Annotated in this window: 20 protein-coding genes; 10 read left to right on the forward strand and 10 right to left on the reverse strand. The window is 66.9% G+C overall.

Annotated elements, in window-relative coordinates; genetic code table 11:
- Positions 1 to 43: 43 nt before the first annotated feature.
- On the forward strand, positions 44 to 1,171 hold the full coding sequence (locus X946_RS13130) for an acyltransferase family protein (RefSeq protein WP_038748253.1): 1,128 nt from the start codon (positions 44 to 46) through the stop codon (positions 1,169 to 1,171).
- On the opposite strand, the gene X946_RS33775 is transcribed toward X946_RS13130, so the two are convergent.
- A complete protein-coding gene (locus X946_RS33775; protein ID WP_152611711.1) occupies positions 1,099 to 1,749 on the reverse strand; it encodes a hypothetical protein in 651 nt (216 codons plus the stop codon). The genes X946_RS13130 and X946_RS33775 overlap by 73 nt on opposite strands.
- Between X946_RS33775 and polX the strand changes: the two genes are divergently transcribed.
- The 9 genes from polX (at position 1,748) to X946_RS13175 (ending at position 11,499) form a co-directional block, all read left to right on the forward strand.
- Complete coding sequence (polX, locus tag X946_RS13135; RefSeq protein ID WP_038748208.1) at positions 1,748 to 3,592, forward strand: DNA polymerase/3'-5' exonuclease PolX; 1,845 nt, start codon at positions 1,748 to 1,750, stop codon at positions 3,590 to 3,592. The genes X946_RS33775 and polX overlap by 2 nt on opposite strands.
- Positions 3,593 to 3,922: 330 nt before the next feature.
- Positions 3,923 to 4,321 carry a hypothetical protein gene (locus tag X946_RS13140; RefSeq protein WP_038748210.1) on the forward strand — a complete coding sequence of 133 codons (399 nt, stop codon included), beginning with the start codon at positions 3,923 to 3,925 and terminating at the stop codon, positions 4,319 to 4,321.
- Between the two features lie 93 nt (positions 4,322 to 4,414).
- The gene (locus X946_RS13145; protein ID WP_038748212.1) at positions 4,415 to 4,759 is read left to right on the forward strand and encodes a hypothetical protein; all 345 of its coding nucleotides are present in this window, start codon (positions 4,415 to 4,417) and stop codon (positions 4,757 to 4,759) included.
- A complete protein-coding gene (locus X946_RS13150) occupies positions 4,756 to 6,357 on the forward strand; it encodes a TolC family protein (protein WP_038748214.1) in 1,602 nt (533 codons plus the stop codon). Before X946_RS13145 ends, X946_RS13150 begins: the two co-directional genes overlap by 4 nt.
- Positions 6,357 to 7,658 carry a copper oxidase gene (locus X946_RS13155; RefSeq protein WP_038748216.1) on the forward strand — a complete coding sequence of 434 codons (1,302 nt, stop codon included), beginning with the start codon at positions 6,357 to 6,359 and terminating at the stop codon, positions 7,656 to 7,658. Before X946_RS13150 ends, X946_RS13155 begins: the two co-directional genes overlap by 1 nt.
- Before the next feature lie 63 nt (positions 7,659 to 7,721).
- A complete protein-coding gene (locus tag X946_RS13160; protein WP_038748218.1) occupies positions 7,722 to 8,069 on the forward strand; it encodes a copper-binding protein in 348 nt (115 codons plus the stop codon).
- 49 nt (positions 8,070 to 8,118) lie between these two features.
- The gene (copC, locus tag X946_RS13165; RefSeq protein ID WP_038748254.1) at positions 8,119 to 8,505 is read left to right on the forward strand and encodes a copper homeostasis periplasmic binding protein CopC; all 387 of its coding nucleotides are present in this window, start codon (positions 8,119 to 8,121) and stop codon (positions 8,503 to 8,505) included.
- Complete coding sequence (locus tag X946_RS13170; RefSeq protein ID WP_038748219.1) at positions 8,505 to 9,452, forward strand: CopD family protein; 948 nt, start codon at positions 8,505 to 8,507, stop codon at positions 9,450 to 9,452. The genes copC and X946_RS13170 overlap by 1 nt, the downstream gene beginning before the upstream one ends.
- A gap of 292 nt (positions 9,453 to 9,744) precedes the next feature.
- On the forward strand, positions 9,745 to 11,499 hold the full coding sequence (locus X946_RS13175) for a methyl-accepting chemotaxis protein (RefSeq protein WP_038748221.1): 1,755 nt from the start codon (positions 9,745 to 9,747) through the stop codon (positions 11,497 to 11,499).
- A gap of 303 nt (positions 11,500 to 11,802) precedes the next feature.
- Here the strand turns inward: X946_RS13175 and X946_RS13180 are convergent, their stop codons facing one another.
- The 9 genes from X946_RS13180 to X946_RS13220 form a co-directional block, all read right to left on the reverse strand.
- The gene (locus tag X946_RS13180) at positions 11,803 to 13,095 is read right to left on the reverse strand and encodes an NAD(P)/FAD-dependent oxidoreductase (protein WP_038748222.1); all 1,293 of its coding nucleotides are present in this window, start codon (positions 13,093 to 13,095) and stop codon (positions 11,803 to 11,805) included.
- Positions 13,096 to 13,497: 402 nt separating this feature from the next.
- Positions 13,498 to 14,781: an FAD-dependent oxidoreductase gene (locus tag X946_RS13185; protein ID WP_081989554.1), complete on the reverse strand. Its 1,284-nt coding sequence runs from the start codon at positions 14,779 to 14,781 to the stop codon at positions 13,498 to 13,500.
- A gap of 610 nt (positions 14,782 to 15,391) precedes the next feature.
- Complete coding sequence (locus X946_RS13190; RefSeq protein WP_038748224.1) at positions 15,392 to 16,408, reverse strand: Glu/Leu/Phe/Val dehydrogenase dimerization domain-containing protein; 1,017 nt, start codon at positions 16,406 to 16,408, stop codon at positions 15,392 to 15,394.
- A gap of 2 nt (positions 16,409 to 16,410) precedes the next feature.
- On the reverse strand, positions 16,411 to 19,308 hold the full coding sequence (locus X946_RS13195; protein WP_081989555.1) for a type I polyketide synthase: 2,898 nt from the start codon (positions 19,306 to 19,308) through the stop codon (positions 16,411 to 16,413).
- A gap of 12 nt (positions 19,309 to 19,320) precedes the next feature.
- Positions 19,321 to 19,896 carry an allene oxide cyclase barrel-like domain-containing protein gene (locus X946_RS13200; RefSeq protein ID WP_038748225.1) on the reverse strand — a complete coding sequence of 192 codons (576 nt, stop codon included), beginning with the start codon at positions 19,894 to 19,896 and terminating at the stop codon, positions 19,321 to 19,323.
- Complete coding sequence (locus X946_RS13205; protein ID WP_038748227.1) at positions 19,883 to 20,929, reverse strand: pyridoxal-phosphate dependent enzyme; 1,047 nt, start codon at positions 20,927 to 20,929, stop codon at positions 19,883 to 19,885. The genes X946_RS13200 and X946_RS13205 overlap by 14 nt, the downstream gene beginning before the upstream one ends.
- A 45-nt stretch (positions 20,930 to 20,974) precedes the next feature.
- On the reverse strand, positions 20,975 to 21,739 hold the full coding sequence (locus tag X946_RS13210; protein ID WP_038748228.1) for a thioesterase II family protein: 765 nt from the start codon (positions 21,737 to 21,739) through the stop codon (positions 20,975 to 20,977).
- Entirely contained in the window at positions 21,736 to 23,358 is a 1,623-nt protein-coding gene (locus X946_RS13215) for an AMP-binding protein (RefSeq protein ID WP_038748230.1), read from the reverse strand. Before X946_RS13215 ends, X946_RS13210 begins: the two co-directional genes overlap by 4 nt.
- A complete protein-coding gene (locus tag X946_RS13220; protein ID WP_038748232.1) occupies positions 23,355 to 23,648 on the reverse strand; it encodes a hypothetical protein in 294 nt (97 codons plus the stop codon). Before X946_RS13220 ends, X946_RS13215 begins: the two co-directional genes overlap by 4 nt.
- Between the last annotated feature and the right edge of the window lie 328 nt (positions 23,649 to 23,976).

Genomic DNA, 23,976 nt, shown 5'->3' on the forward strand with positions numbered 1-23,976 from the left:
GCACGCGGCAAGCCGGCCGACACCTGCATGGAATCCGGAAGCAATGGAATCGAAAACAAGAAGCGACGGCGTCGACCTGATGCGCGGCATCGCGATCCTGCTCGTGCTGATCCTGCATTTCCATCTGACGTACCGGCTGAACGTCACGCCGATCGATTCGCCGTTTCTGTCGGACGCGATCAAGGCCGTCGCGCGAAACGGCAATTACGGCGTCACGATGTTTTTCGCCGCGTCCGGGTTCCTGATCACGTCGACGTCGATCCGGCGCTTCGGCTCGCTCGGCGCGATCGAGCCGGCGACGTTCTACGCGTATCGCGCGTCGCGGATCTTGCCGAGCCTCGCGCTCGTCCTCGTCGCGATCGTGGCGCTCGGCTCGCTCGGCCTGCGATCGTTCGTCGACAAACCGGACACCGCGAGCACGTTTGTCGCGGTGCTGTCGGTGCTGACGTTCTGGCACAACGTGCTGATGGCGAAGGTCGGCTATTTCAATTACGCGATGAATATTCTGTGGTCGCTGTCGGTCGAGGAGGTGTTCTATCTTGCGTTTCCGATCCTCTGCCTGGTGCTGCGCCGCCGGCGCCGCATCGTCGCGTTCCTGTGCGTGCCGATCGTCGCCGGTCCTCTTTACCGAAGCCTGCATGCGCAGGACGAAATTGTCGCGCTGTACGGCTACGTGTCGTGCTTCGACGCGATCGCGATGGGATGCTGCGCGGCGCTGCTGCCGTTTCGCCCGCTTCCGCGCGGCTGGAGCCGGGCGCTTCGGACGGCCGCCGCCGCCGCGATCGCCGCCGTCTACCTGAGCGGGCCGATCATGCGCAACGTCGTCTGGGGCGTGACTGCCGTCGCATTCTGCTCGGCGGTGCTGCTATACGGCTGCAGGGACGATGCGCGCGACGACGCGCGCGCGCCGCGCGTCGCGTCCCGCGTCATTCGCTGGTTCGGACAGCGGAGCTACGAGCTGTACCTGTTCCATATCGTCGTGCTCGGGATCTTGCGCGAGGTCGTCACGCGCGAGACGATCGGCGCGGGCGCGAAGCCGATGTGGCTGGTGTTTTACGTGAGCGTGTCGGCGCTCGTCGCGCAATGCGTGTTCCGGTTCTATTCCGAGCCGTTGAACGACGCGCTGCGGCGGGGCGCCGCGCGATTTTCGCCGGGATATCCGCAGAAGTGACCCATGCCGCGGCGTTTTTTTTTCGGGCGCGATCGACGATTGGCCGCGGCGGATCGCGGATCGACGAACCTCGCCGGCCACGATTCGAAGTCGATATCGCGGCCGGTATCGCGGCCGGTATCGCGCGTTGCGGCGGCCGCAGTGGCTTCCTCGTGAAACGGTACAAGAAACCGGGCGGATGCGATTCTCCAGTTCTGGAATCGATTCCGGCGTCGCTTGCCGCAGGTCGGCGCGCATGTTCCGTACAGCTTGGCTTCGTGCAGCAACGCGCACATCATACGTAACGGCTGCCGCGAGCGCGCACGAAATTTGCGGCGTGCATCCGGTTGATCCAACGCAACGACACGCGCCGCGCCCTGCCTATGCTGAGCCTGTCGTGCCGGACGTCGAGCGGACGGATCGCGATGCCGGCAGCCGGCATGCGCCGCCGCCGGCGTCCGCGCACGGCCCCGATGCGCGTCGTGGTCTAAGCTGAAAAGGCGCGATGGCTGCGCGCGGTTGCGCGGCTGCGCGTCGGGCCGCGCGGCGTGACCGCGCTGCGTCGCGCGCCGACGCCGATGTGACGCGAGGTCGAACATGCCGATCCACAATGCCGATTTTGCGGCGGTTTTTGCTGAGATCGCCGATCTGCTCGAGATACAGGGAGCCAATCCGTTTCGCGTGCGCGCCTATCGGAACGCGGCGCGCACGGTCGGCGGGCTCGGTCGCGACATCGGAACGATGATCTCGGAGGGCCGGAACCTCGACGACATTCCGACGATCGGCCCCGATCTCGCCGCCAAGCTGCGAGAAATTGCGACGTCGGGCACGTGTGGGCTGCAGCAACAACTGCGCCAGGCGTTGCCGCCCGCGATCGTCGAGCTGCTCGGCGTGCCGGGGCTCGGCGCGAAGCGCGTGCGCGCGCTGCACGACGCGCTGCACGTCGAGACGCTCGAGCAACTGAAGGAGGCCGCCGAGAACGGCAAGATTCGCGGGCTGCCGGGTTTCGGCGAGAAGACCGAGGCGCACATCGCGGAGGCGACCGGCGCGCGGCTGCGGCGCAAGTCGCAGCGCTTCCTGCTGTCGTTCGCGACGCAGTATCTGACGCCGCTCCTCACGTATCTGCGCGAGACGCCGGGCGTGAGCGAGGCGCTTGCGGCCGGCAGCTTCCGCCGCAGGCGCGAGACGGTCGGCGATCTCGACATTCTCGTGACCGCGAGCGATCCGGCGAAGGTGTCGGCGCGCTTCGCCGAATACGACGAAGTCGCGCGCGTGCTCGCGAGCGGCGACACGCGCTCGAGCGTCGTGCTTCGCTGCGGAATTCAGGTCGACTTGCGCGTCGTCGCGCCGCCGTCGTTCGGCGCGGCGCTCGTCTACTTCACCGGGTCGAAGGCGCACAACATCGCGATGCGCCGCATCGCGCAGGCGCGCGATCTGAAGATCAACGAATACGGCGTGTTCCATGGCGAGCGGCGCATCGCGGGCGCGACCGAGGAATCGGTCTACGCGTCGATCGGCCTTGCGTGGGTGCCGCCCGAATTGCGCGAGAACCAGGGCGAGATCGAAGCCGCTCGCGAAGGCCGCTTGCCGCATCTCGTCGAGCGCCGGGACCTGCGCGGCGATCTGCATGCGCACACGAGCGCGACCGACGGCCGCGACGGCTTGAAGGACATGGCGCTCGAGGCGAGCCGGCGCGGCCTCGAATATCTGGCGATCACCGATCATTCGCGCCGGCTCGGCGTCGCGCACGGGCTCGACGCCGCTCGCCTCGCGAGACAAATCGACGAAATCGATCGGTTGAACGAAACGCTCGACGGCGTCGTGCTGCTCAAGGGCATCGAGGTCGACATCCTCGAGGACGGCGGTCTCGATCTGCCCGACGACGTGCTCGCGCGGCTCGACCTGGTGGTCGGCGCGGTGCACGGCCGTTTCGATCTGTCGCGCACGGCGCAGACTGAGCGGGTGCTGCGCGCGATGGATCATCCATATTTCACGATCCTCGCGCATCCGTCGGGACGGCTGCTCGGCGAGCGCGACGCATACGACATCGATCTCGCCCGCGTGATCGAGCATGCGCGCGCGCGCGGCTGCCATCTCGAGCTGAACGCGCAGCCGCAGCGGCTGGATCTTGCCGATGTCTGGTGCAGGCAGGCGGCGCAGGCCGGCGTGCTCGTGTCGATCGATTCGGACGCGCATCGCCGCGAGGATCTGATCCATCTCGGAATCGGCGTCGATCAGGCGCGCCGCGGCTGGCTTACGAAGGCACAGGTGCTGAACACGCGCACGCTCGCACAGTTGCGCCCGCTGCTCGCGCGGACGATGGGCGGGCGCGCCGCGTCGGCGGCGCGTGGCTCGGAGAAGCGTTCGACGGGCGAGCGCGAGCGAAGTGCCGGCGAAGGCGACGCGCACCGCACGAAGAAGGGCGGGCGCGCGCCGGCTTGAGCGCGGTGCGGCGTCACGGACGGCCGCGAACGGTTCCCGCCCGCTCTCGTTTGACCTCGTTCGCTTTTGTTCGCTTTCGTTTCGTCGCCGTTTTCGGGCAGGACGCAGCGCGTGCCGCGGGCGCGCGCGAATCCGCGGATTCGTCAGCCGTGCCGATGCCGAGTTGCACCGCGCCGCGCCGCGTTGCGTTGCGTTGCGTTGCGTTGCGTTGCGTTGCGTCCGCCGAGCGCCGGCCGGCTCTGCCAGCGCGGCAGCGCCGCGCCGCCGCATTTCGTTCGACGTGCAGAAAGCGCTTACGGCCGTCGTCGACGCATGTTAGACTCCGCCCCTATGTCATATTGGCGCAAGCTCCTCGTTATCGTGCTGTTGGCCCTGAGCCTCCCGGTTCAGTCGCTGGCGGCCGTCTCGATGAATTGCGAACCCGCGCGCGGCGACGGCGGCGCGCCTGCCCACCATCTGCCGCAAGCCGCGGCGGAAAACGGTCACGGTGCGAACGACGCGGCCGTGGCCGCCGACGATCATCGGCACTCCGATCCGCGCGGCGCGCATCACGCGCACCCATGCGCGACCTGCGTATCTTGCTGTGTGGGCGCGGGCTTGCCGGCCGGCTCCGTCGCGTCGGCGTCGTTCGACGCGACGCGCATCGCGCTTTTCCTTCCTCACGACGCCGGCGCGGTGTCGTTCCTGACGGGCGGCATCGAACGGCCGCCTCGAATCTCTCTCGTCTGATCCCTCGGGTCGCGGCGCGCTTGCCGCGATACGCAAACTCGTCCTGACGGCGCGCACGCGCGCCGCCGGGATGCCTGACGACGAGACAATTTCATGCGAAAGATTTCCGCAGCGCTGCTCGGCGCGTCGGCGGCATGGCCGGCGCTCGTGCACGCGACGACGACGTTCGCCGACCCGGCGGACGCCGCGGCGTCGGTGCCCGCGATCGTGGCGCCGTCCGCACTCGACGGCTACCGCCGCTACCGCGACGAAGACGGGCCGACCTGGCAGCAATTGAACCGCGCGGTGGCCGAACCGCCGCGCCGCGCGGCCGCGAAACCCATCCGAGCGGGTGACGACGCAGCAGCCGGACAGGCAGGACATGCAGGACATGCAGGACACGGCGGTAGCGACGGCCATGGCGGCCATCGTGCGATGCACGAAGAGGCGGCCCAATGACGACGCGCCTCACTTCTCTGCGGATCGGCGCCGCGGCCGCGGTGCTGGCGTTCACCGCGGGCTGCACGACCTTTTCGAAGGACGGCGGCTTCGACGCCGTCTCGGCCGCGGCTTCCGATCGGCTCGGAAAAGACGCGGCGCTGGTGAAGACCGACGCCGACCGCGACGCGGCCGCGCGCCGCACGCAGGCGCTGCTGTCGAAGCCGCTCGGCATCGACGACGCGGTACAGATCGCGCTCCTGAACAATCGCGGGCTGCAGGCTTCGTACGCGGAGCTCGGCCTGTCCGAGGCCGATCTCGTGCAGGCGGGCCGGCTGCCGAATCCGGGCTTCACGTTCAGCCGCACGCACTCGAGCAACGACTTGAGCATCGGCCGAACCTTTTCGATGGGCGTCCTGAGCATTCTGACGCTGCCGCTCGCGACGAGGATCGAGGGGCGGCGCTTCGAGCAGACGAAGCTCGAGACCGCCGACGCGATGCTCAATGTCGCGGCTAATGCGCGCCGCGCGTACGTCGAAGCGGTCGCGGCCGCGCAGGCGGCGGCCTACGCGGAGCAGGTCGCGGATTCGGCGGATGCCGGCGCGGAGCTTGCGCGCCGGATGCGTCAGGCGGGCAACTTCAGCCGGCTCGACGATGCGCGCGAGCAGGCGTTCTATGCGGACTCGGTCGCGCAACTCGCGAGCGCGCGGCTGCGCGCGGTCGCGGCGCGCGAGAAGCTCACGCGCGCGATGGGCCTGTGGGGCGCGTCGACCGCGTACGAGTTGCCCGATCGCTTGCCCGATCTGCCCGCCGAGCGGCCGCAGCTCGACGGCGTCGAGCGCTTCGCGATCGCGCACCGCCTCGACATCCAGGCAGCGAAGCTGAGGACGCAGGGCGTCGCGACGTCGCTCGGCCTCACGCAGGCGACGCGCTTCGTCAACGCGCTCGAAGCCGGCTACCTCGACAACTACGAGACCGACAAGGGCCACGAGCACGGTTACGAGATCAGCGTCGAGATTCCGTTGTTCGACTGGGGCGGCGCGAAGGTCGCGCGGGCGAAGGCGACTTACCTGCAATCGGCGAACCGGCTCGCGCAGACCGCGATCGATGCGCGCTCCGAAGTGCGCGAATCGTATGCGGCCTACGTGACGCGCTACGACGTCGCGAAGCACTACCGCGACGAGATCGTGCCGCTGCGCAAGACGATCTCCGACGAAATGCTGCTCCGCTACAACGGGATGCTCGTCAGCGTGTTCGAGCTGCTTGCCGACTCGCGCGACCAGGTCGGCGCGGTGAACGGCTACATCGAAGCGCTGAAGGACTACTGGCTCGCGCAGACCGATCTTCAGCAGGCGATGGGCGGGCGCTTGCCGCGCGGCGCGCAGGCGGCGGGCGAGTCGCAACCGGCCGCACCCGCCGCGGCGTCGGCCGGGCGCGCTTCGTCGGCTTCGTCGTCGGCATCCGCTTCGGCGATCGCGGCGCCGGCATCGCCGGCTTCAGCGCCCGTCGCGCCGGCATCGTCCGCCGCGCCGGCCGCGCCCGCGCCCGCATCACACGCACAGGGGCAAGCTCCCGCGCTCGCGGCGCCGCCCGCGTCATCCACGAATTCGGAAGGTTAATGAAGATGGTGTCACGTCGAACTTTTCTCGGCGGCTCCGGAGCCGCGCTGCTGGGCGCGGCGCTCGTCAGCAAGGCCGGCGCCGCGTCGCTGCCGGAGGCGCCTACGATGGCGAAGGCCGCGACCCAGCCGCCGCTCGCGCCGCCGAACGGCCGCCCGTACACGCCCGTCGTCACGCTGAACGGCTGGACGCTGCCATGGCGGATGAAGAACGGTTGGAAGGAATTTCATCTGATCGCGGAGCCCGTCGTGCGCGAACTGGCGCCCGGGATGAACGCGAATCTGTGGGGCTACAACGGACAGACGCCGGGGCCGACGATCGAGGCCGTCGAAGGCGACAAGGTCCGCGTGTTCGTCACGAACAAGCTGCCCGAGCACACGACGGTCCACTGGCACGGGATGCTGCTGCCGTGCGGGATGGACGGCGTCGGCGGCCTCACGCAGCCGCACATTCCGCCCGGCAAGACATTCGTCTACGAGTTCCGGCTCGAGAAACCCGGCACGTTCATGTACCACCCGCATTCGGACGAGATGGTGCAGATGGCGATGGGAATGATGGGCACGTTCATCGTGCATCCGAAGGATCGCGGCGCGATGCCCGTCGATCGCGATTTCGTGTTCCTGATGTCCGCGTACGACATCGATCCCGGCAGCTTCACGCCGCGCGTGAACGAGATGACGGACTTCAACATGTGGACGTGGAACGCGCGCGTGTTCCCGGGCATCGATCCGCTGCCGGTGCGCGCGGGCGACCGCGTGCGGATTCGTTTCGGCAACCTGACGATGACCAATCATCCGATTCATCTGCACGGCTACGCATTCGAAGTCGCGGGCACCGACGGCGGCTGGATTCCGCCCGCCGCGCGCTGGCCGGAGGTCACGGTCGACGTCGCGGTGGGCCAGATGCGCGCGATCGAATTCGTCGCGGATCGTCCGGGCGACTGGGCGTTCCATTGCCACAAGTCGCATCACACGATGAATGCGATGGGGCATCAGGTGCCGAACCTGATCGGCGTGCCGCAAAAAGATCTCGCGAAGCGGATCAACAAACTCGTGCCCGATTACATGGCGATGGGCAGCACGGGCGGCGCGATGGGCGGGATGGAAATGCCGTTGCCCGACAACACGCTGCCGATGATGACGGGCACCGGGCCGTTCGGCCCGCTCGAGATGGGCGGGATGTTCACGGTCGTGAAGGTTCGGCAGGGTCTCGGCCGCAACGACTACCGCGATCCGGGCTGGTTCAGGCATCCGAAAGGAACCGTCGCGTACGAATACACCGGCGAATTGCCGGACAACTGAGTTTTACCGGGCCGGGCGGCGGCGTCCGGTTCGTTTTCCACCCCCAACGAAGGAGATGACACCATGAAGAACGTATTGGCGACGATCGCGATCGGATGTGCGCTTGCCGTTCCGGCCGCCGCGCAGGCGGCGGGCGAGATGAGCGGGATGGACATGCAGGGCGGCGCGCAGCGGGCGGGCGCCGCGAACGCCGGCATGTCGCACGGCGAAATCAAGAAGATCGATGCGGCCGCGGGCAGGCTGACGATCAAGCATGGCCCGCTCGAGAACCTCGGCATGGACGCGATGACGATGGTCTTCAAGGTCAAGGACCCGGCGATGCTGTCGCAGGTGAAGACCGGCGACAAGATCGATTTTGTCGCCGAAGAGGTGAACGGCGCGCTCACCGTCGTGAAGCTGCAAAAGCAATGACGGCACAAGTATGACGCCGCTTCGCCACGATTATTCAGGATTGGAAATCATGAAGAGATTCACTTACCCGCCGCGGCTTCGATTCGCCGCGATCGCGGCCGCTGTCATCTCCGCCGCCGCGGCGCCCGCCGTCGCGCTCGCGCACGGCAAGCTCGAGAGCGCCGTGCCGGCGGCGGGCAGCACCGTCGACGCGGCGCCCGACGCGCTGCGGCTCACGTTCAACGAAAGCCTCGAATCGACGTTCAGCACGGTGAAGGTTGCCGATGCGAACGGCGCGCCCGTCGCGGCGGAGAAGGCGCGCGTCGACGCGGCGAACCCGCGCGTGCTGACGCTCGCGGTGCCGAAGCTCGCGCCGGGCGCGTACACCGTCCAGTGGACGGTGATGACGGCCGATGCGCACAAAACCAAGGGCTCCTACGTGTTCAAGGTGAAGTGATGAACGACGGTTTCCTCGGCATGTTGCGGCTGGTCGGCGTCGCGTTGCAGAGCGCAGCCTTCGCGGTCGTCGTCGGCGCGCTGCTCGGCGATCAGTGGCTCGCGCGCGCCGCGTCGCCCTGGCAGGCGCAAGTGAGTCGCCGGTTGATTTGCGCGCTGCGGATCGCGGCGGTGGGCATGCTGCTGTCGAGCGTGCTTGCGTTCTGGGTGCATTGCGCGCTGATGAGCGAATCGGCGCTGTGGGACGCGTGGCCCGCCGTCCGCTCGATGCTCGTGGGAACCGGCTACGGCCACGCATGGCTCGTCAGCGCGGTGCTGATGCTCGCGGTCGTCGGGCTGTCGCTGTCGAAGTCCGGCGGCGACGCCCGTTTCCCGTTCGCGCTGTGGTTCGTGCTCGCGGGCGTCGCGCTCGCGCGCAGCAACGGCGGACATCCGGTCGACGCCGGGCTGTTCAGCGTGCCGGTGTGGGTCGACTGGCTGCATCTGCTCGCGATCAGCGCGTGGGTCGGGCTCGTGGCGATCGCGACGTACGTCGTCGTGCCGCAACTCGCCGATGCGCCCGGCGCGGATCGGCGCAACGGCGCGGCGTTCGTGCAGTCGCTGTCCGATGCGGCGACGTTCGCACTCGTCGTGCTGTTCGGCACGGGCGCGTACAACGGCTGGAGGGGCGTCGGCGCGGCCGCGAATCTGCTCGGCTCGACGTACGGGCAGGTGCTCTTGCTGAAGCTCGCGCTCGTGGCGATCGCCGCGGCGCTCGGCGGACACAATCGCTTCTTCGAGATGCCTTCTCTGCTGACGACGCTCGACGGCTCCTCGCCGAAATCGAACGCATTCGTCCGACCATTGCGGCGCTTCGGCATCGTGCTGCAGATCGAATCGCTGGTGCTGATGGGCGTGCTCGCGACAGCCGCCGTGCTCGCGTCGAGCCCGTTGCCGGGCACGATCTGAACGCCCTGAAAATGTAGACGAAAAGCCGCGGATGCGGCACGCGTGTCGACGTCGATCGCGTATCGACGTCGAATCTGATGCGCAGCACTTCAGTACATGCCCACGCGTGCCGTATACCGGGCTAACGGTGTCGGATAGCTATGCGCAGAATGCGTTCGAACCATACAAATGCATGACGGAAGCACGATCAATTTTCACACGATTGGCATCCGTCGTCGAACGCGCCTCTGTCTTGCAGTTGTCCGAATCGTTGCCCCCACAGTTACCCGCGTCTGCTACTCGCGCCTGAAAAATGAAACTCTTTTACGACATGAAGATCGGCGCCCGGCTGATCGTGCTGATTCTCGCCGCGCTCGTCGCCTTGTGCGCCATCACCGGCTTCGGCATCTACGAGAGCCGCCGCGTCTACACGGCCGCCAGCTATTCGACGGTCAATACGGTGCCGAGCTTCGTCGTGCTCGACGACGCGCAGCGCGCATTCGATTCGATGCTGCTGCTCGTGAATCAGCACGTGCTCTCGACGAATGCCGATCAGGCGAAGGATTTCGAACAGAAGATCGCGCAGGAACGGCGCAACGTCGACGATCAGTTCACGAAGTACGAACCGCTGCTGTCCAATGACAAGGACAAGGAGATGCTCGCGACCGACCGCGCGCTGATGAGTCAGCTCGACGCGGTGCGCGACAACGTGCTCGCGTTGTCGCGCAACGGCAAGAAGCAGGAGGCGGGCGACCTGATGGGCACGCGGATGATCGAGATCGCCAAGCAGATGGACTCGGCGCTCGCCGCGCATCGCGCGTTCAACGCCGATCTCGGGCAGGCCGGCTCGAACGAAGCGAAGGACATCATCGATCGCGCGGTGACGCTCGAGGTGTCCGCGGCGGCGGCCGTGCTCGCGGTCGTGCTGTGGCTCGGCGTGCTGATCTCGCGCTCGATCACGAAGCCGATGGGCGATGCGGTGAAGTTCGCGCGCACCGTCGCCGACGGCGATCTCACGACGCGCATCGACACGACGTCGAAGGACGAGACGGGCCAGTTGCTGAAAGCGCTCGCCGACATGAACGGCAGCCTGAAGGGCATCGTCGAGCGCGTGCGCATGGGCAGCGATGCGGTCGCCACCGCCTCCGGGCAGATCGCGGCCGGCAACCTCGATCTGTCGTCGCGCACCGAAGAGCAGGCGGCTTCGCTGCAGGAGACCGCATCGAGCATGGAAGAGCTCACGTCGACCGTCCGGCAGAATGCGGACAACGCGCAGCAGGCGAGCGGGCTCGCGTCCAATGCGTCGGACGTCGCGCTGCGCGGCAGTTCGGTCGTCGGCCAGGTCGTCGACACGATGACCGACATCAGCGAGCGCTCGTCGAAGATTGCCGAAATCATCGGCATCATCGAAGGGATCGCGTTCCAGACCAACATCCTCGCGCTGAACGCGGCCGTCGAGGCGGCGCGCGCGGGCGAGCAAGGGCGCGGCTTCGCGGTGGTCGCGGGCGAAGTGCGCAGCCTCGCGCAGCGCTCGTCGAGCGCGGCGAAGGAAATCAAGGATCTGATCAGCGCGTCGGTGCAGAAGATTCGCGACGGCTCCGCGCTCGCGGGCGAAGCGGGCAAGACGATGGCCGAAGTCACGCAGGCGGTCGCGCGCGTGACCGACATCATGGGCGAGATCGCGGCGGCGTCGGCCGAGCAGAGCCGCGGCATCGAGCAGGTGAATCTCGCGATCACGCAGATGGACCAGGTCACGCAGCAGAACGCGGCGCTCGTCGAGGAGGCGGCGGCCGCGTCGCATTCGCTCGAAGAGCAGGGGCGCGAGCTGAAGCAGACTGTCGCGTTTTTCCGGCTCGACGGCGCGTCGGCGGATTCGGCTTCGCATCGACGGAGCGCGTCGGCGTCCGCGACGTCGACGTCGACGGTGACCGCGCCGCGCGCGGCGCATGCGGTGCGCGTGGTCGACGCCGTGAAGCCGGCCCCGTCGGCGGCCCCGGCCGCGCCCGTCGTTCCGGCTGCGCGCGCAGCGGCTGCGGCGGACGCGACCGCGGACTGGGAAACGTTCTGATCGAACGATGACGGCGTGCGCGGTTGATTGCGCGACGGCATCGGCCGAAGCAGTCGCGCGGCGGCTGGAATGCAGGCTGCCGCGCCGTGCATCGCATGTTCGTTGCGCATGCAAGCAATCTCGCAAGCGGCGCGTGCGTCCATGTTCTACATCGATTCGACGGCATGCGCGGTGTTCGAATCGTCCGTCCGGCGCCGACTATGTGCGGCGGGCGGCGACCGGTCGCGCCGTCACGCCGTATCTAGCGGCGGCCCAGGGCGTCTGGCGCGCTCGCGTGCGCCCGCTCGCCGGCGCGACGCGCCATCACAGCAGATCGCGCAGCCGATGCCACGCCATCGCAAGCACGAGCGCCGGCGTCCTGAGCGCCGCGCCGCCGGGAAAGTCGCGATGGCGGATCTTGCCGAACACGTCGAAGCGCGCGGCCTGTCCGTCGATCGCCTCGGCGATCAGCTTGCCCGCGAGCCCCGTCGTGTTGACGCCGTGTCCCGAGAAGCCCTGCGCGAAATAGACGGTCGGCGACAAGCGGCCGAAGTGCGGCGCGCGATTCATCGTGATGTCGACGAAGCCGCCCCACGCGTAGTCCACCTTCACTTCCGCAAGCTGCGGGAACGTCTTCAGCATGTCGCGGCGCATCGCTTCGGCGAGATCGCGCGGCTCGAGTGTCGAGTAGCTGACCTTGCCGCCCCATAGCAGCCGCGTGTCGGGCGCGGGGCGGAAATAGTCGAGCGCGAAGCGGCTGTCGCAGATCGCCGCCTGCGCGGGCATCAGCGCGTGCGCGCGCGCCTCGCCGAGCGGTTCGGTCGCGATCACGTAGGTGCCGACCGGCATGATCTTGCGCGACAGTGCGGGTGCGAGCGCGCCGAGAAACGCATTGCACGCGAGCACGACGAACTTCGCGCGGACTTCTCCGCGCGCCGTCGATACGACGTGCGCCCCGGCTTCGCTCGCGATGCGCGTGACGGCGCTGTCCTCGTAGATGCGTGCGCCTTGCCCGACAGCCGCGCGCGCGAGCCCGAGCGTGTAGTTGAGCGGATGCAGATGGCCGCTGTCCGGATCGAAGAGGCCGCCGAGATAGCGGTCCGATTGAACGTATTGCGCGAGCGCGTCGCGCTCGACGTAACGCAGGCGATCGTAGCCGAAGCGGCGCGCGGCTTCGTCGCGCCAGCCGCGCAGTGCGCGAACGTCGCGCGGCTTGTTCGCGGCGCTCAGATGGCCGGGCACGAGCGCGCAGTCGATCGCATGCTTTGCGATCCGCTCCTTGACGATCGAAAGCGTTTCGAGCCCCATGTCCCACATCAGCCGGATTTCGCCGGCGTTCAGGTACGGCCCGAACGCGTCGATTCCGCATGCGAAGCCGCCGATCATCTGGCCGCCGTTGCGCCCGCTCGCCGCCCATCCGACTTTCGACGCCTCGACGACCGCGACCGAATGGCCGCGCTCGGCGAGATTGAGCGCCGCCGACACGCCGGTGAGGCCCGCGCCGATCACGCAGACGTCGGCGTCGATCGGGCCTTCCAGCGACGGATGGCGAGTGGTGTCGTTGAGGGTTGCCGCATAGTACGACGCGGCGTGCGGTTGGTTGACGAATGTGAGCATGACGTGTTGGACGATACGTGAGTGTCGGCCGGTACCTCGTCGCGATGACGGTACACAGGAAAGCTCGTATCAAAATGCGTCGCGAGCTGGCGATCGATGGGCAAATGAGTGGATGCGGCAACGCGAAAGCGCCGTGTTGGACCCGCGACGGGCGCGCGAGTTGCACGCCGAGACGCGGATATGCCGGCGGCGCGGGGGCAGGCCGATCGTCCGGATGCCGGCACGTGGCGCAGGAAGGGGGGGTTCCGCGTCGTGCTTCGTGCGGCGGCGATATGTTTCTCTTCGTATTCCGGATTGACGCCGTGTGCCGAGGGATTCCACCCTGCGCTCCGCCCATCGGCTCGAGGTGGCCGCCGCCCCGTCACGGAGCCGATCTTCCATGGAGGCGGGGCGTGCGTCGTTCTAGCGGTTCAACGAATCGAACAGGCCATCGCGCGTGGGCGAGAAGATTTCCAGATCGCTTTGATAGCGGGAATGGCCGTCGACGGCCAGCTCGACCAGCACGCGGCCGAACAGCGGGGCGTATTTGAATGCCCGGCCCGATTCCATGATGCACATGGCGGCGCGGGCATGGTACGACTCGCCGCGCGGCTGCGTCGGAATTCGGCCGATGACGAGCTTGCCGTCCGGGCTCATCGAGTAGAGGCACGTGCCCGCGTGCTGGTAACGATCCGCATCGATGACGTCCGGGTCGATGAGCTGCCCGAGATGCTCGGTGAGCTCGCGCATCAGTCGATCGCTCACGGTGGCCCGGATGGCCGAAGGTTCGTCGAAGACGTCGTAGGTGTAGTCCGCGCTCATCTTCACCATGTTGTGCATGGCCGGCGAGAAATCCAATTGAGGAAATCCGTAGAACGTTCCCCGGTCGCTCGCATCGACGTTGCCGAACTCGAACCAGATGGGCATCTTGGGATGGCTTGCCTTGAGGTCCCAGTACGCATAGTTCATCTGCCAGATTTTCCAGCGTCCGCTCTGTTTGAGCCCGAGGCCGCGCAGCACCGAATCCGCCCATACGCCGGGGCACGCGATGAGGTGGCGTCCATGTACCGTCATCGACGCACCGTCGCTCTGCGTGTGAAGCGCGTACGCGCAGTCGGCCGCCTGTTGGTGATGTTCGACGTTCACGACCGTTTGTCCGTCGAGCACGTGGAGACGACCGGTGCGCTTCGCGCCAAGCAGGAAGGTTCTCGCCGCCGCCTGCACGTTGATCGAGGCGCTGGCGGCCTGGACGAGCCCCACGTAATCGCGGGGCAGGGGGGCGAGATTGAAGATCGGAAAGCGCCGATGGATTGCCTCGGGCGAATCCAGATATTCATACGGCATTCCCATGCCGTCCATCGTTTTCCGGACCTGGGCGACGTTGCCTTCGGTGGTCATCGGGGCATCCCGGTGCCCGAAGAACAGGAGGTCGTCCATCGCGAGCAGGCGCGTACCCGTTGCGAGCTGGATTTCCATCCATAGCGCGAGCGACGCCTCGGCAAGCCGCGCCTCGGATTCGTTGTCCTGCATCAGCCGGAACATGCGCTCGACGCCCTTGGAGCTGTTGACGTCGTTCCGTACGCCAAATTGATCGACGATCAGCGTGCTCAAGCCTCTGGCCGTCGCGTAATAGGCGCTCGCGAGCCCGAGAATGCCGCCGCCGACGATCAACACGTCGTAAGTCGAACCGGGTTTGATGGATTGCATGGTAGCTTCCTGAGAGGTTATCGAGTGCGTGTGGTGTTCTTGCGGGAACCGTTCGGGCAGCGCGCCGCGCGTGACGGCGCCCCGGCCTCAAGCGCGCAGGGACGGTCGCGTCCTGTTCGAGCCCGGCCGGTAGCCGGGTTGATGCGCAATGGGCGGGAAACGGCCGTGAAGCTCGCGAGTCGGTTCGTCGGCCCCCAACCGCCGACGCCTACGAAGGGAGCGTCGGCGCGCAACAGGGGCATCGCATGCGCCAAGGTGCCGTCGCCGAGCAATCGGCGGCGCATCGGCCGCCGGACGCGGACGCCGCGGCCGGCGATGTCCATGGCGACAGCGGCTTGCGCGGCGGCCCCCAAGCGTGTGGAGCGAACGCCGGCATGGCTGCGGCGAGCGCACGGCGCAGCGGCGTTCGACGTTGCGGCGAAACGCCGGTCGACATGCTGTTTCGCGATGAAAGCGGACCGTCGGGACGAGCGGCCCGGACGGATAAGACGTGCGGCTGGGAGCGGGCCGGCCTGCTCGACGGACGCGGCGCCCGGCCAAGCCGCTGTTTCGCGCGCCGCGCCCCGATCGCGGGAATTCGGTACGACGGCGGTGCGCGTGCATGGCTTGCTCAGTGGACGCGCGACAACAGCGTATGCACGTCGCAGCCGAGCAGTCGCGCGCGCCTGAGCAGCTCCCCGGTCTTGGTGCTGATCAACGCGCCCGTGTATTCGTTCGCCTGCGCCTGCGTCATCGTCTGAAAGATGTCCGGGAACGACCGCTCGACGCTATCGCATATCACGGCTCCCGCGTTGCAGACGTAATCGGGTAGATATTGGACGCCGTTCGCGAGCAGTTTTGCCTGCGCTTCAGGGCTCGCGAAGGGCGAGTTGGAACTGCTCACGACCCAGCGCGTGCGGATGCGATCGACCGTATCGGCATCGAGTACGCCGGACAGCGACGCAATGCACAGCACGTCCGACGCGTGCGTCCAAAACGCGTCCTCGTCGTCGAGCATCGACACGCCTGCCGGAATGTCGTCGCTCGGCCGTATGTCATATCCGATCACGTCGTACCCATGCGCGAGACATTGCCGTGCGACTTCGCGTCCGACCTTGCCCATCCCGTGAATGGCGACGAGCGGCGCATCGTCGCGGCCGGGCGACTGATCGAGTATCGCCCTCAGGGCGCTCCAGACGCCGTAGCCGGTCGCGATCGAGGTATTGATCTGCGGGCTTTCCATCGCATCCAGTATCCATCGCGTGGATTTTCTGAGGTAGGTCATGTGGGTGCTGCTCGTGTTGATGTCGCAGCCCGTGTACATCGATCCGTCGTACCGGTTGAGCACCTGGCCGATGGCGTCGAGCACGTGCGGCGCTTCGTCGGGCCCGACTTTGCTGTTGACGACGATCTTGCCGCCGCTGAAGCCTGTCCGGTAAAGGCCGTGCTTCAGGTCCATCGCGTGGGCGAGCATGATCGCCTCGTCTTTCTGCCGCTCGAGCGACGGATACCGGTGCCACCGGATGCCGCCGTTGCTCGGCAGCAGATGCCTGCGCGGCGAGCAGGCAATGGTGAACGAGCTCTTGTCGTCCACCACGACGGTTTCGACTTCGTATTCGCCGAACCTGGGATGGTTGATGATGGCCATGATCAAATCTCCTTTCCTGAACTGTGTGCATCGATGACGTTGGCGGCGCCCGCGGCGGCGAGGCAGGCGCGCAATCCTGTTGGGGTGGGGGTGCGCATGAAGTCCGACAGACTCATTTCGACGCCCAGCTCCGACTCGGCCAGCACGACGAGCCGGATTGCCGCCAAGGAGTCGCCGCCGTCTTCGCTGAACGGTTGATGAGGGGCCGATGGCGCGATTCCGGTGGCCTTTTCCCAGAGTGCGTCGGCCGCCGCATCGAGCGTCGCGTAGCGTCCGGCGGGTGGATGCGCAGCCGCCACGCGCGCCGATCGGGTTTCCGCATCCATGTCGGCGCCGGCGCCGTGCCGCTGCCTGTCGAACGGATAATGAGGCAACCTGACGTTCTCGCCCGGTTCGTTCCACGAAGGGCGCCAGTCGAGATCGAGGCCCGCCATCCACAGTTTGCGCAGCGCCGTGTGCCAAACCTCGCCGTCCTCCGTTTCGTCGCGTTCGCTCCGCAGTGTGCGCACCGACGCATCCTTGGGGCGCGACGACAGGCTCAACGCGGTCAGCGTGGCGCCCGGGCCGACTTCGACGAAAACCGTCTTTCCGCGATCGGGCAGCGAATCGAGCGCCTCGCGGAACCGCACGGGCTCGCGGGCATGGCGTGTCCAGTACGCGGCGTCCAGCCGCGCGCCCTCGGCGAGTTCCGCGCCCAGCAAGGTCGAGTGGAAGCGGATGTCCGGCGCCGCCGCGGAGCTTGTCGGCGCCACTGACGCAAGCTCGGGCAACGCCGGGTCCATCATCACGGAATGGAACGCGTGGGACACCGCCAACGTGCGGCAGCGAACGCCGCGCGCCTTCAAGGCCGATTCCGTCCGGCCGATCGCCGCCGGTGTGCCGGAAAGCACGCAGGCCTCGCTGCCGTTGACGGCGGCGAGCGACACTTCGTCGGACAGCCACGCGCTGCACGCTTGCTCGCTCAACGCGACTGCGAGCATCGCGCCGCCGGGAAGCCGGGACATCGACCGGCCCCGCTGCGCGGCGAACAGCAGCGCCTGCTCGTCGGTCAGCATGCCGGCGATGCAAGCGCCGGCGATCTCGCCCAGGCTGTGACCGATCACCGCGTTGGGGACGACGCCATGTTGCATCAGCAAGCGCGCCATCGCGATCTGAACCGCAATCAGCGCCGGTTGCGCCGTCGCCGTATCCGACAAGCCGGCAGGCTTGCCGCCGGCGTTCAGCAGGAAGGAAACGTCGACGTCCGCGCATGCGCGCAGCAGGCTCACCTGTCGACGCACAAGCGCGGCGAAGGCGTTGTTCGACTGCGCGAGACCCGTGGCCATGTCGACGAACTGGCTCCCTTGGCCGGGGAACTGAAACACGACGCGCGGCCCGCGGCGGCCCGTGTCGCGAACGTTCTCGATCGGCTCCAGTGCGCCTGCGGAATCGACGTGCAGCATGCCGCGGTATCTCTGCGACCGACGGGCCGTTTGCGCGCTCCAGGCCAGGGCATCGGCGGGCGAGCCGGAGAGTTCCGACCGGTAGGTCTGCATCAATCGATGGCACGCGGACTCGCTGCGCGCGGACACCGGGATGGCCGACGGATAGTGGAGCGGACGCGGCGCCGCGCGGCGATCACTCGCGCCGGGGCGGGCGAGCAGCACGTGTGCGTTGGTGCCGCCGATGCCGAAGGCGCTCACGCCGATCGCGTTTCGCGGGTCTGCCGCGTCCCATGGTTCGGCGGCCGGCGGTAGGTAAAACGGGCTGCCATCGAGCGCGATGCGCGGATTCACCTCGCCGACATGGATCTGCGGCGTGATCCAGCCGTGACGGATTTCGAGCACGGCTTTGACGAGCCCCGCCATGCCGGCGCAGGTTTCCAAATGGCCCACGTTCGCCTTGACCGAGCCCAACGCGCATTGGCGGCCGGCCGGCCCCTGCGCCACAAACAGCGCGTTCAGCGCATCGAACTCGATCGGATCGCCGGCGATCGTACCCGTTCCATGTGCTTCGATCGCCCGTATGTCGGCGGGCGCGAGGCCGGCGTCTCGCATGGCTTTGTCGATGAGCGTGCGTTGACCCGAGACGCTCGTCGCGGTGAAGCCGACCTTGTCGGCGCCGTCGTTGTTGACGGCGCAGCCTTTGATCACCGCCAACACGCGCTGCCCGTCGGCCAATGCCGCCGAAAGCGGCTTCAGCACCACGAGCGCCACGCCGCTGCCGAACACGGTGCCGCTTGCGTCTCGCGAAAAAGGCATGCAGTGGCCGTTCTTGGCGTAGATCATCCCCTGCTGCGCCCGATAGGGCGCGCGCTGAGGCAGGCGCACCGTGCAGCCGCCCGCCAGCGCGATGCGGCAGCGGCCGGCCCGCAGCGCCTCGACCGCCTCTGCGACGGCGACGAGCGACGTGGCGCAGGCGGCTTGCACGCCGAGCACGGGCCCCTCGATGCCGAGGTGCCAGGCGGCGCGGCTCGCGAGGTAGTCCTTATCGTTGGTGATCTGCAATTCGAACTCGGACGGCTGGAACTTCTCCATCAGTTCCGATCGCTGCAGTTCGTGCAGATACGACGAGCTGCTGCAACCCGCGAAAAGGCCGGCGTCTTTCAACTGCGCGGGCATCGTTGCGCTGTCTTCCAGCGCATGCCACGCGCATTCGAGGAACAAGCGGTGCTGCGGGTCCATCAACGCCGCATCGCGATGGCCGACGCCGAAGAACGCGGCGTCGAAAGACAGGACGTCGCAGTTGAGCGGCGCGGCGAACGGAACGGCATGCCTGTCGGGCGGCGCAACGCCGAGCTCGACCACGGATTCGACGCCGTTGATCAGGTTGTGCCAGTACTCGTCGGGATCGTTCGCGCCGGGAAAACGGCAGGCCATTCCGATGACGGCGATATCCCGCTCGCAGAGCTGATTGCGCATGGGGCACCTGGTTCAGTCGGCCGCGAATCCGCGCAGGATGCGGTCTCGCAAAGACGCGTCGGCGGCTTCGATCGGAATGAGCAAGACGAAGGACCTGTAGCGCATGCGCGGAACTTCCTGGTACAGCTGCCGGACGCCGAACATGCCGGTCACCGCTCCGCTGACGCCGGTGGCGAAAAGCGATTGCCAACGGCTCTGCCAGATCGCGGAGGAATTCCAGATGCCCGCCGTTTCGATTCTGCCGAGCGTCGTCTCCGCGGTTTCGCGATAGTAGGAGATGACGTCTTGCCCGATGCTCGCGATCTTCCATCCTTCGCCGCGCACCGTGCCCAGTTCGATGCCGTCGTCGCCGATCCACCGGTCGGTATGCGAGTTCACGTCGCCGACGCTGGGCCGGTCGTCGGCCTGGGCTTTGAACTTGATGTCGCACAACTCGAGCGCCGGAAGGATGACGATGTTTTCGCTGCCGATCCGCTCGGCGATCGTCCGGCGCGCGGCTTTCATTCCCGCGCCGTCATCGAGTCGGGTTCGCGCCAGATTGGCGAGGCCGACGAGGGTCGACATCATGTCGTTGTCAGGCAATGGCATGGCTTGCGCTCCCGGTTTCACGTCGTTCGATTGCGATCAATTGGCGACCGCGTTCGCGGTCGGCATCGTTGCCTGCGTCCGCGAACACGGTGACCACGTTCGCGTCCTTCCCCAGCCGTTCGGCGACGCTGCGCGCGACGAGCCAGTTCGCGGCCGAGGAGCCGCCGATCGGGATGCCGGTTGCTTCGAAGAACGCGTACATCGCCTTCAGCGATTCCTCGTGCGACACCGACTGGAAAGGCACGCTGAAGGGAATCAGCGAGACGAAAGGCTGACGGAATCCATAGCCCAAGCCGCCTGCGCCCGCGAATCGGGCGTGGCCGTTGGGCGGCTCCAGCGTGCCGAACGGCATTTCGCGCGGCGTGCATCCGATCACGCGCACATCGGGGTTCTGCTCCGCCAGCGCGGCATATACGCCTGCGAGCGTGCCGCCGGTGCCGACGGCCGCGACCCAGACGTGCGCGCGCATGCCGTCGAGTTGGCGGCGTATCTCCGCGCCCGTATGGTGCTGATGCACCGCGGTATTCACCTGGTTCAGATGCTGGGACAGCAAGGTCCACTCGGGTTCTTCGCTGGCGATCTGCTGGCTCCGCGCGATGATCCCGAGCAGGAAATGGTTGCGGTCCACTTTCGTGACGATCGCTTGGCTTTCTTCCAGCGATCGGAGCAGTTCTTCCGACGACGAGTCCGGTATCACGACCTGCACCGTCAGCCCGCACAGATGACCCAGATGGGCGAGCGCCTTCGCCATGTTTCCGCCCGACGAATCGAGCAATTTCAGGGGCGCCTGGCTGAAGTCGTGGGCATTGATCGCGTCGCAAAAGAGGCCGAAGGCGACGCGATCCTTGATGGAGCCCGACGGATTTTTTGACTCCAGCTTGGCGAAAATGCGGCCTCCGTTCTTCGGCCCCGGGACTTCCAGCAGCGGGGTGTTGCCGAGCGCGTCGCTATAGCGCTTGAGTCGAGGGAACATGGCCAGCGCCTTGCTGGGATCGGGGGCGAACGGCTGAGCATTGAACAGATTGAAATCCATAATGACTCTCCCGTAACGGGTTTGAAATGGGCGTAAATGCGGCATCTACGCCGCGAGTGATGCGCGATGCGGCTTCAGGAGGGCGTCAACCACTGCTTGAACCTGATCGCGGTGATAGAAGTGGCCTCCTGGAAACACTTCCATCCCCGCGCTTTGCGGCAGAAATCGCGACCAGTCGGCAAGCGCGTCGGCGCTGATCAGCGGATCGTCCCGGCCGCCGAAGATGCGTGTCGGCGCAACGTCGCCGACGGGCAGTCTCGCCAGCTGTTGCAACAAACCCAGATCCCGTGCGACGGCCGAAGCGACCGCCGCGCGCAGATCCGCATCGAGTCTCGCGGGGGCCGTCACTTCACCCAGGCCGAGCGCGCTTTCCGCGAGGCGCTCGAGGTCTTGCGCCGTTCGCAGCGTTGCCTGCAGCGCGGGCGGCGTCATCTGCGATGAAAGGACGAGCTGCGCCGCGCGGAATCTGGACGACGTCAGCGCCGACGCGACATGCAGGGCGAGCAGTGCGCCCATGCTGTGGCCGAAAAGGGTGATCGGCGCGATGCCCAGCAGGCAGGCGAGCCCTCGCATGCAGCGCCGGATCGCCTCGCGCGGATCGCTCCAGGCCGGGAACGCGTCGCTTCGCGTCGGTCCCGGATACTGCATGACGATCAGATCCACGTGCGCCGGAAGGCAGTCGCGCCATGCGCGATACATGTCGACGCCGCCGCCGGCGTGAGGGAACACCACCAGTTGATGCCGCACGGGGGCCGTCGCGGCCACGCTGAATCTCACCGCCCCTTCGGCAAGGGTCTGCAGGCGCCTCATACTTGTCCCGTCCGGCAAGCGGCCGCGACGGCCGGTGCGTTCGCGCGGGCGCTTGCTCGCAACGCGGCGCGATCGATCTTGCCGATGCCTTTTCTGGGGATCTCGTCGATCAGCACCAACTGTTCCGGCAGTTTGAACGCGGCGACTCCGGCGGCTTCCAGATGCCTCCGGAGTTCCGCGAGCGACACCTGTTCACCGTCGCGTGCGACGGCGAACAGGCAGGAAACCTCGCCGAAGCGGCCGTCAGGCATGCCGACGCAAGCGGCGTCCTTCAATTTGGCGTGCCGCTTCATCAACGCCTCGAGTTCTTCCGGGCAGAATTTTTCGCCGCCGCGATTGATGGTGTCCGTGACGCGCCCGTCGATATAGACGTTGCCCGCCGCATCGAGATGGGCGACGTCTCCCGTGCGGTAGTAGCCGTTCGGCGTGAATGCTCGGCGCGAAGCGTCCGGATCGTTGAAATACTGTTCGATGGTGTAAGGGCCGCGGGTGAGCAACTCGCCCGATTGGCCGCAGGGAAGCGGTTCGTCCCGATCATTGACGATGAGGATCTCGTCGGCGTCCGAAAGCGGGCGCCCCTGGGAGTTGAAGCGGATCGCGTCGGGATCGGTGAAGCGGGTGAAGCAAAGCAGTCCCTCGCTCATGCCGTAGCACTGCTGGATGCGCACCCCCAGCCGGGATTCGGCCTGCGCCGCGAGATCGGCGGGTAATCGCGACCCGCCCACCTGCACGTACCTCAGCGTGCCTGAACCGGCTCGCGATTCGTCCGCGCGCTCCATCCATTGCGTCAAGAGCGCGGGGACCAGCGTGGTGTGAGTGACGCCGTGCGCGCCGATGAGCTCCAGAGAGGTTTGTGCGGAAGCGTCCGCCGCCAAGACCACTGTTCCGCCGCAAGCAAGCGTTCCGAGAATGCCCGGACAGTTGATCACGAAGCCGTGCGAGAGCGGCAAGGCGGCCAGATAGACGGCTGAACGGCTGAGCTCGAACACCTTGCAGCCTTCGGCGATCATGTATCCGTATCCGGCGTTCCGTCTTGCGATGGCCTTCGGCAAGCCGGTCGTACCGCTGGACAGCAGCATCATCGCGGTGTCGTCGGCGCGCATGTCGACCGGGCGCAGTTCGCGCGGCATCGAGTCGGCGGGCGCCAGGCAGAATTGCCGGAGATCGAGCCATTCCGGACGATCGTCGGCGCGGGAAGGGCCGTCGGCCAACAGAAGGTCGACTTCCAGGCCTTCTTCGGAGAGCAGGCCGACCACTGTCTGAAGCGGGCTGAAGCGGCGGCTGCCCCGGGTCAACGCGATGGCGCGCGGGCGAGTGGTCTTCAGAATGTGTCGAAGTTCCCGCTCGCGGTAGGCCGGCAAGATGGGAACGGGTATCGCGCCTGCCATGAGCGTCGCGAGCATCAGCACGGCCGCGTCGGCGGAGTTGGGCAACTGGAGCGCGACGCGATCGCCCTTGCCGATGCCATGGGCGTTGAGCCGCTCGGCGGTGATCGCGACATGCGACGTCAATTCCCGATGCGAGATCACTCGGCCGTCCGCGATCAGGGCGGGTGTTTCGCCTCCGGTCTGCAAGGCGCTGGCCAATCGTCGGTTCAGGGAAGCGAGGCGCGCGTTCATTGCGCTTCCCCGGCAGCCGAACCGCTCGGCGTGACGCGATCGCGAGGACAGGAGGCTTGGTCGGGGATCGACGCAATCAGCTTGTCCAACTCCTCGAGCGAGTGATCATGCTTGTCCCACAGCGAGAACCCGATGCATCCCAACCGCTCCAGCCGCACTTGCAGTTCCAGTGTTTCGGCGGAACTCAAGCCCAGGTCCGCCCGTAATTGCCAGTCGCATTCTGCCGATTGAAGCAGTTCCGCCGCTAGACCGATTTCGGTCAGCAGGCCGATGATCTGCATCGACGCCATCAGTCATCTCCTTGTTATAGATAGTAATGAAAATTATTACTTGTTGACCGTCGGTCGGTCAATAAACTTTCGGATGTAAGGTTGCGTCGAAACGATGGAGTACCGCGTTCGGTGAATTCCTGCATTGTCGAAGCGGGTGGCGCTTGTTTTCGGCATCGCGAAACGAACCGTCGGAGCTGGACAACGCGTTCCAGTTCGATTGCGGCGCGGCTGCCCCGCGAGCGCATGGCTTGCGCTTCAGACAGAAATAGTTGCCGTTGCATTTGACCGCGAGTCGGTCGATGTGCAATGTGAGCTCGACTTCGACGCTCGTCCGTGTCCCCAAGTG

The sequence above is a fragment of the Burkholderia sp. ABCPW 111 genome (assembly GCF_000773065.1).
Classification (GTDB): Bacteria; Pseudomonadota; Gammaproteobacteria; order Burkholderiales; family Burkholderiaceae; genus Burkholderia; species Burkholderia savannae.

Excerpts from the sequence above, each read along its gene's own strand:
- X946_RS13130 (WP_038748253.1), top strand. The coding sequence starts at position 44 with ATGGAATCGAAAACAAGAAGCGACGGCGTCGACCTGATGCGCGGCATC.
- polX (WP_038748208.1), top strand. The coding sequence starts at position 1,748 with ATGCCGATCCACAATGCCGATTTTGCGGCGGTTTTTGCTGAGATCGCC.
- X946_RS33775 (WP_152611711.1), bottom strand. The coding sequence starts at position 1,749 with ATGTTCGACCTCGCGTCACATCGGCGTCGGCGCGCGACGCAGCGCGGT.
- X946_RS13140 (WP_038748210.1), top strand. The coding sequence starts at position 3,923 with ATGTCATATTGGCGCAAGCTCCTCGTTATCGTGCTGTTGGCCCTGAGC.
- X946_RS13145 (WP_038748212.1), top strand. The coding sequence starts at position 4,415 with ATGCGAAAGATTTCCGCAGCGCTGCTCGGCGCGTCGGCGGCATGGCCG.
- X946_RS13150 (WP_038748214.1), top strand. The coding sequence starts at position 4,756 with ATGACGACGCGCCTCACTTCTCTGCGGATCGGCGCCGCGGCCGCGGTG.
- X946_RS13155 (WP_038748216.1), top strand. The coding sequence starts at position 6,357 with ATGAAGATGGTGTCACGTCGAACTTTTCTCGGCGGCTCCGGAGCCGCG.
- X946_RS13160 (WP_038748218.1), top strand. The coding sequence starts at position 7,722 with ATGAAGAACGTATTGGCGACGATCGCGATCGGATGTGCGCTTGCCGTT.
- copC (WP_038748254.1), top strand. The coding sequence starts at position 8,119 with ATGAAGAGATTCACTTACCCGCCGCGGCTTCGATTCGCCGCGATCGCG.
- X946_RS13170 (WP_038748219.1), top strand. The coding sequence starts at position 8,505 with ATGAACGACGGTTTCCTCGGCATGTTGCGGCTGGTCGGCGTCGCGTTG.
- X946_RS13175 (WP_038748221.1), top strand. The coding sequence starts at position 9,745 with ATGAAACTCTTTTACGACATGAAGATCGGCGCCCGGCTGATCGTGCTG.
- X946_RS13180 (WP_038748222.1), bottom strand. The coding sequence starts at position 13,095 with ATGCTCACATTCGTCAACCAACCGCACGCCGCGTCGTACTATGCGGCA.
- X946_RS13185 (WP_081989554.1), bottom strand. The coding sequence starts at position 14,781 with ATGCAATCCATCAAACCCGGTTCGACTTACGACGTGTTGATCGTCGGC.
- X946_RS13190 (WP_038748224.1), bottom strand. The coding sequence starts at position 16,408 with ATGGCCATCATCAACCATCCCAGGTTCGGCGAATACGAAGTCGAAACC.
- X946_RS13195 (WP_081989555.1), bottom strand. The coding sequence starts at position 19,308 with ATGCGCAATCAGCTCTGCGAGCGGGATATCGCCGTCATCGGAATGGCC.
- X946_RS13200 (WP_038748225.1), bottom strand. The coding sequence starts at position 19,896 with ATGCCATTGCCTGACAACGACATGATGTCGACCCTCGTCGGCCTCGCC.
- X946_RS13205 (WP_038748227.1), bottom strand. The coding sequence starts at position 20,929 with ATGGATTTCAATCTGTTCAATGCTCAGCCGTTCGCCCCCGATCCCAGC.
- X946_RS13210 (WP_038748228.1), bottom strand. The coding sequence starts at position 21,739 with ATGAGGCGCCTGCAGACCCTTGCCGAAGGGGCGGTGAGATTCAGCGTG.
- X946_RS13215 (WP_038748230.1), bottom strand. The coding sequence starts at position 23,358 with ATGAACGCGCGCCTCGCTTCCCTGAACCGACGATTGGCCAGCGCCTTG.
- X946_RS13220 (WP_038748232.1), bottom strand. The coding sequence starts at position 23,648 with ATGGCGTCGATGCAGATCATCGGCCTGCTGACCGAAATCGGTCTAGCG.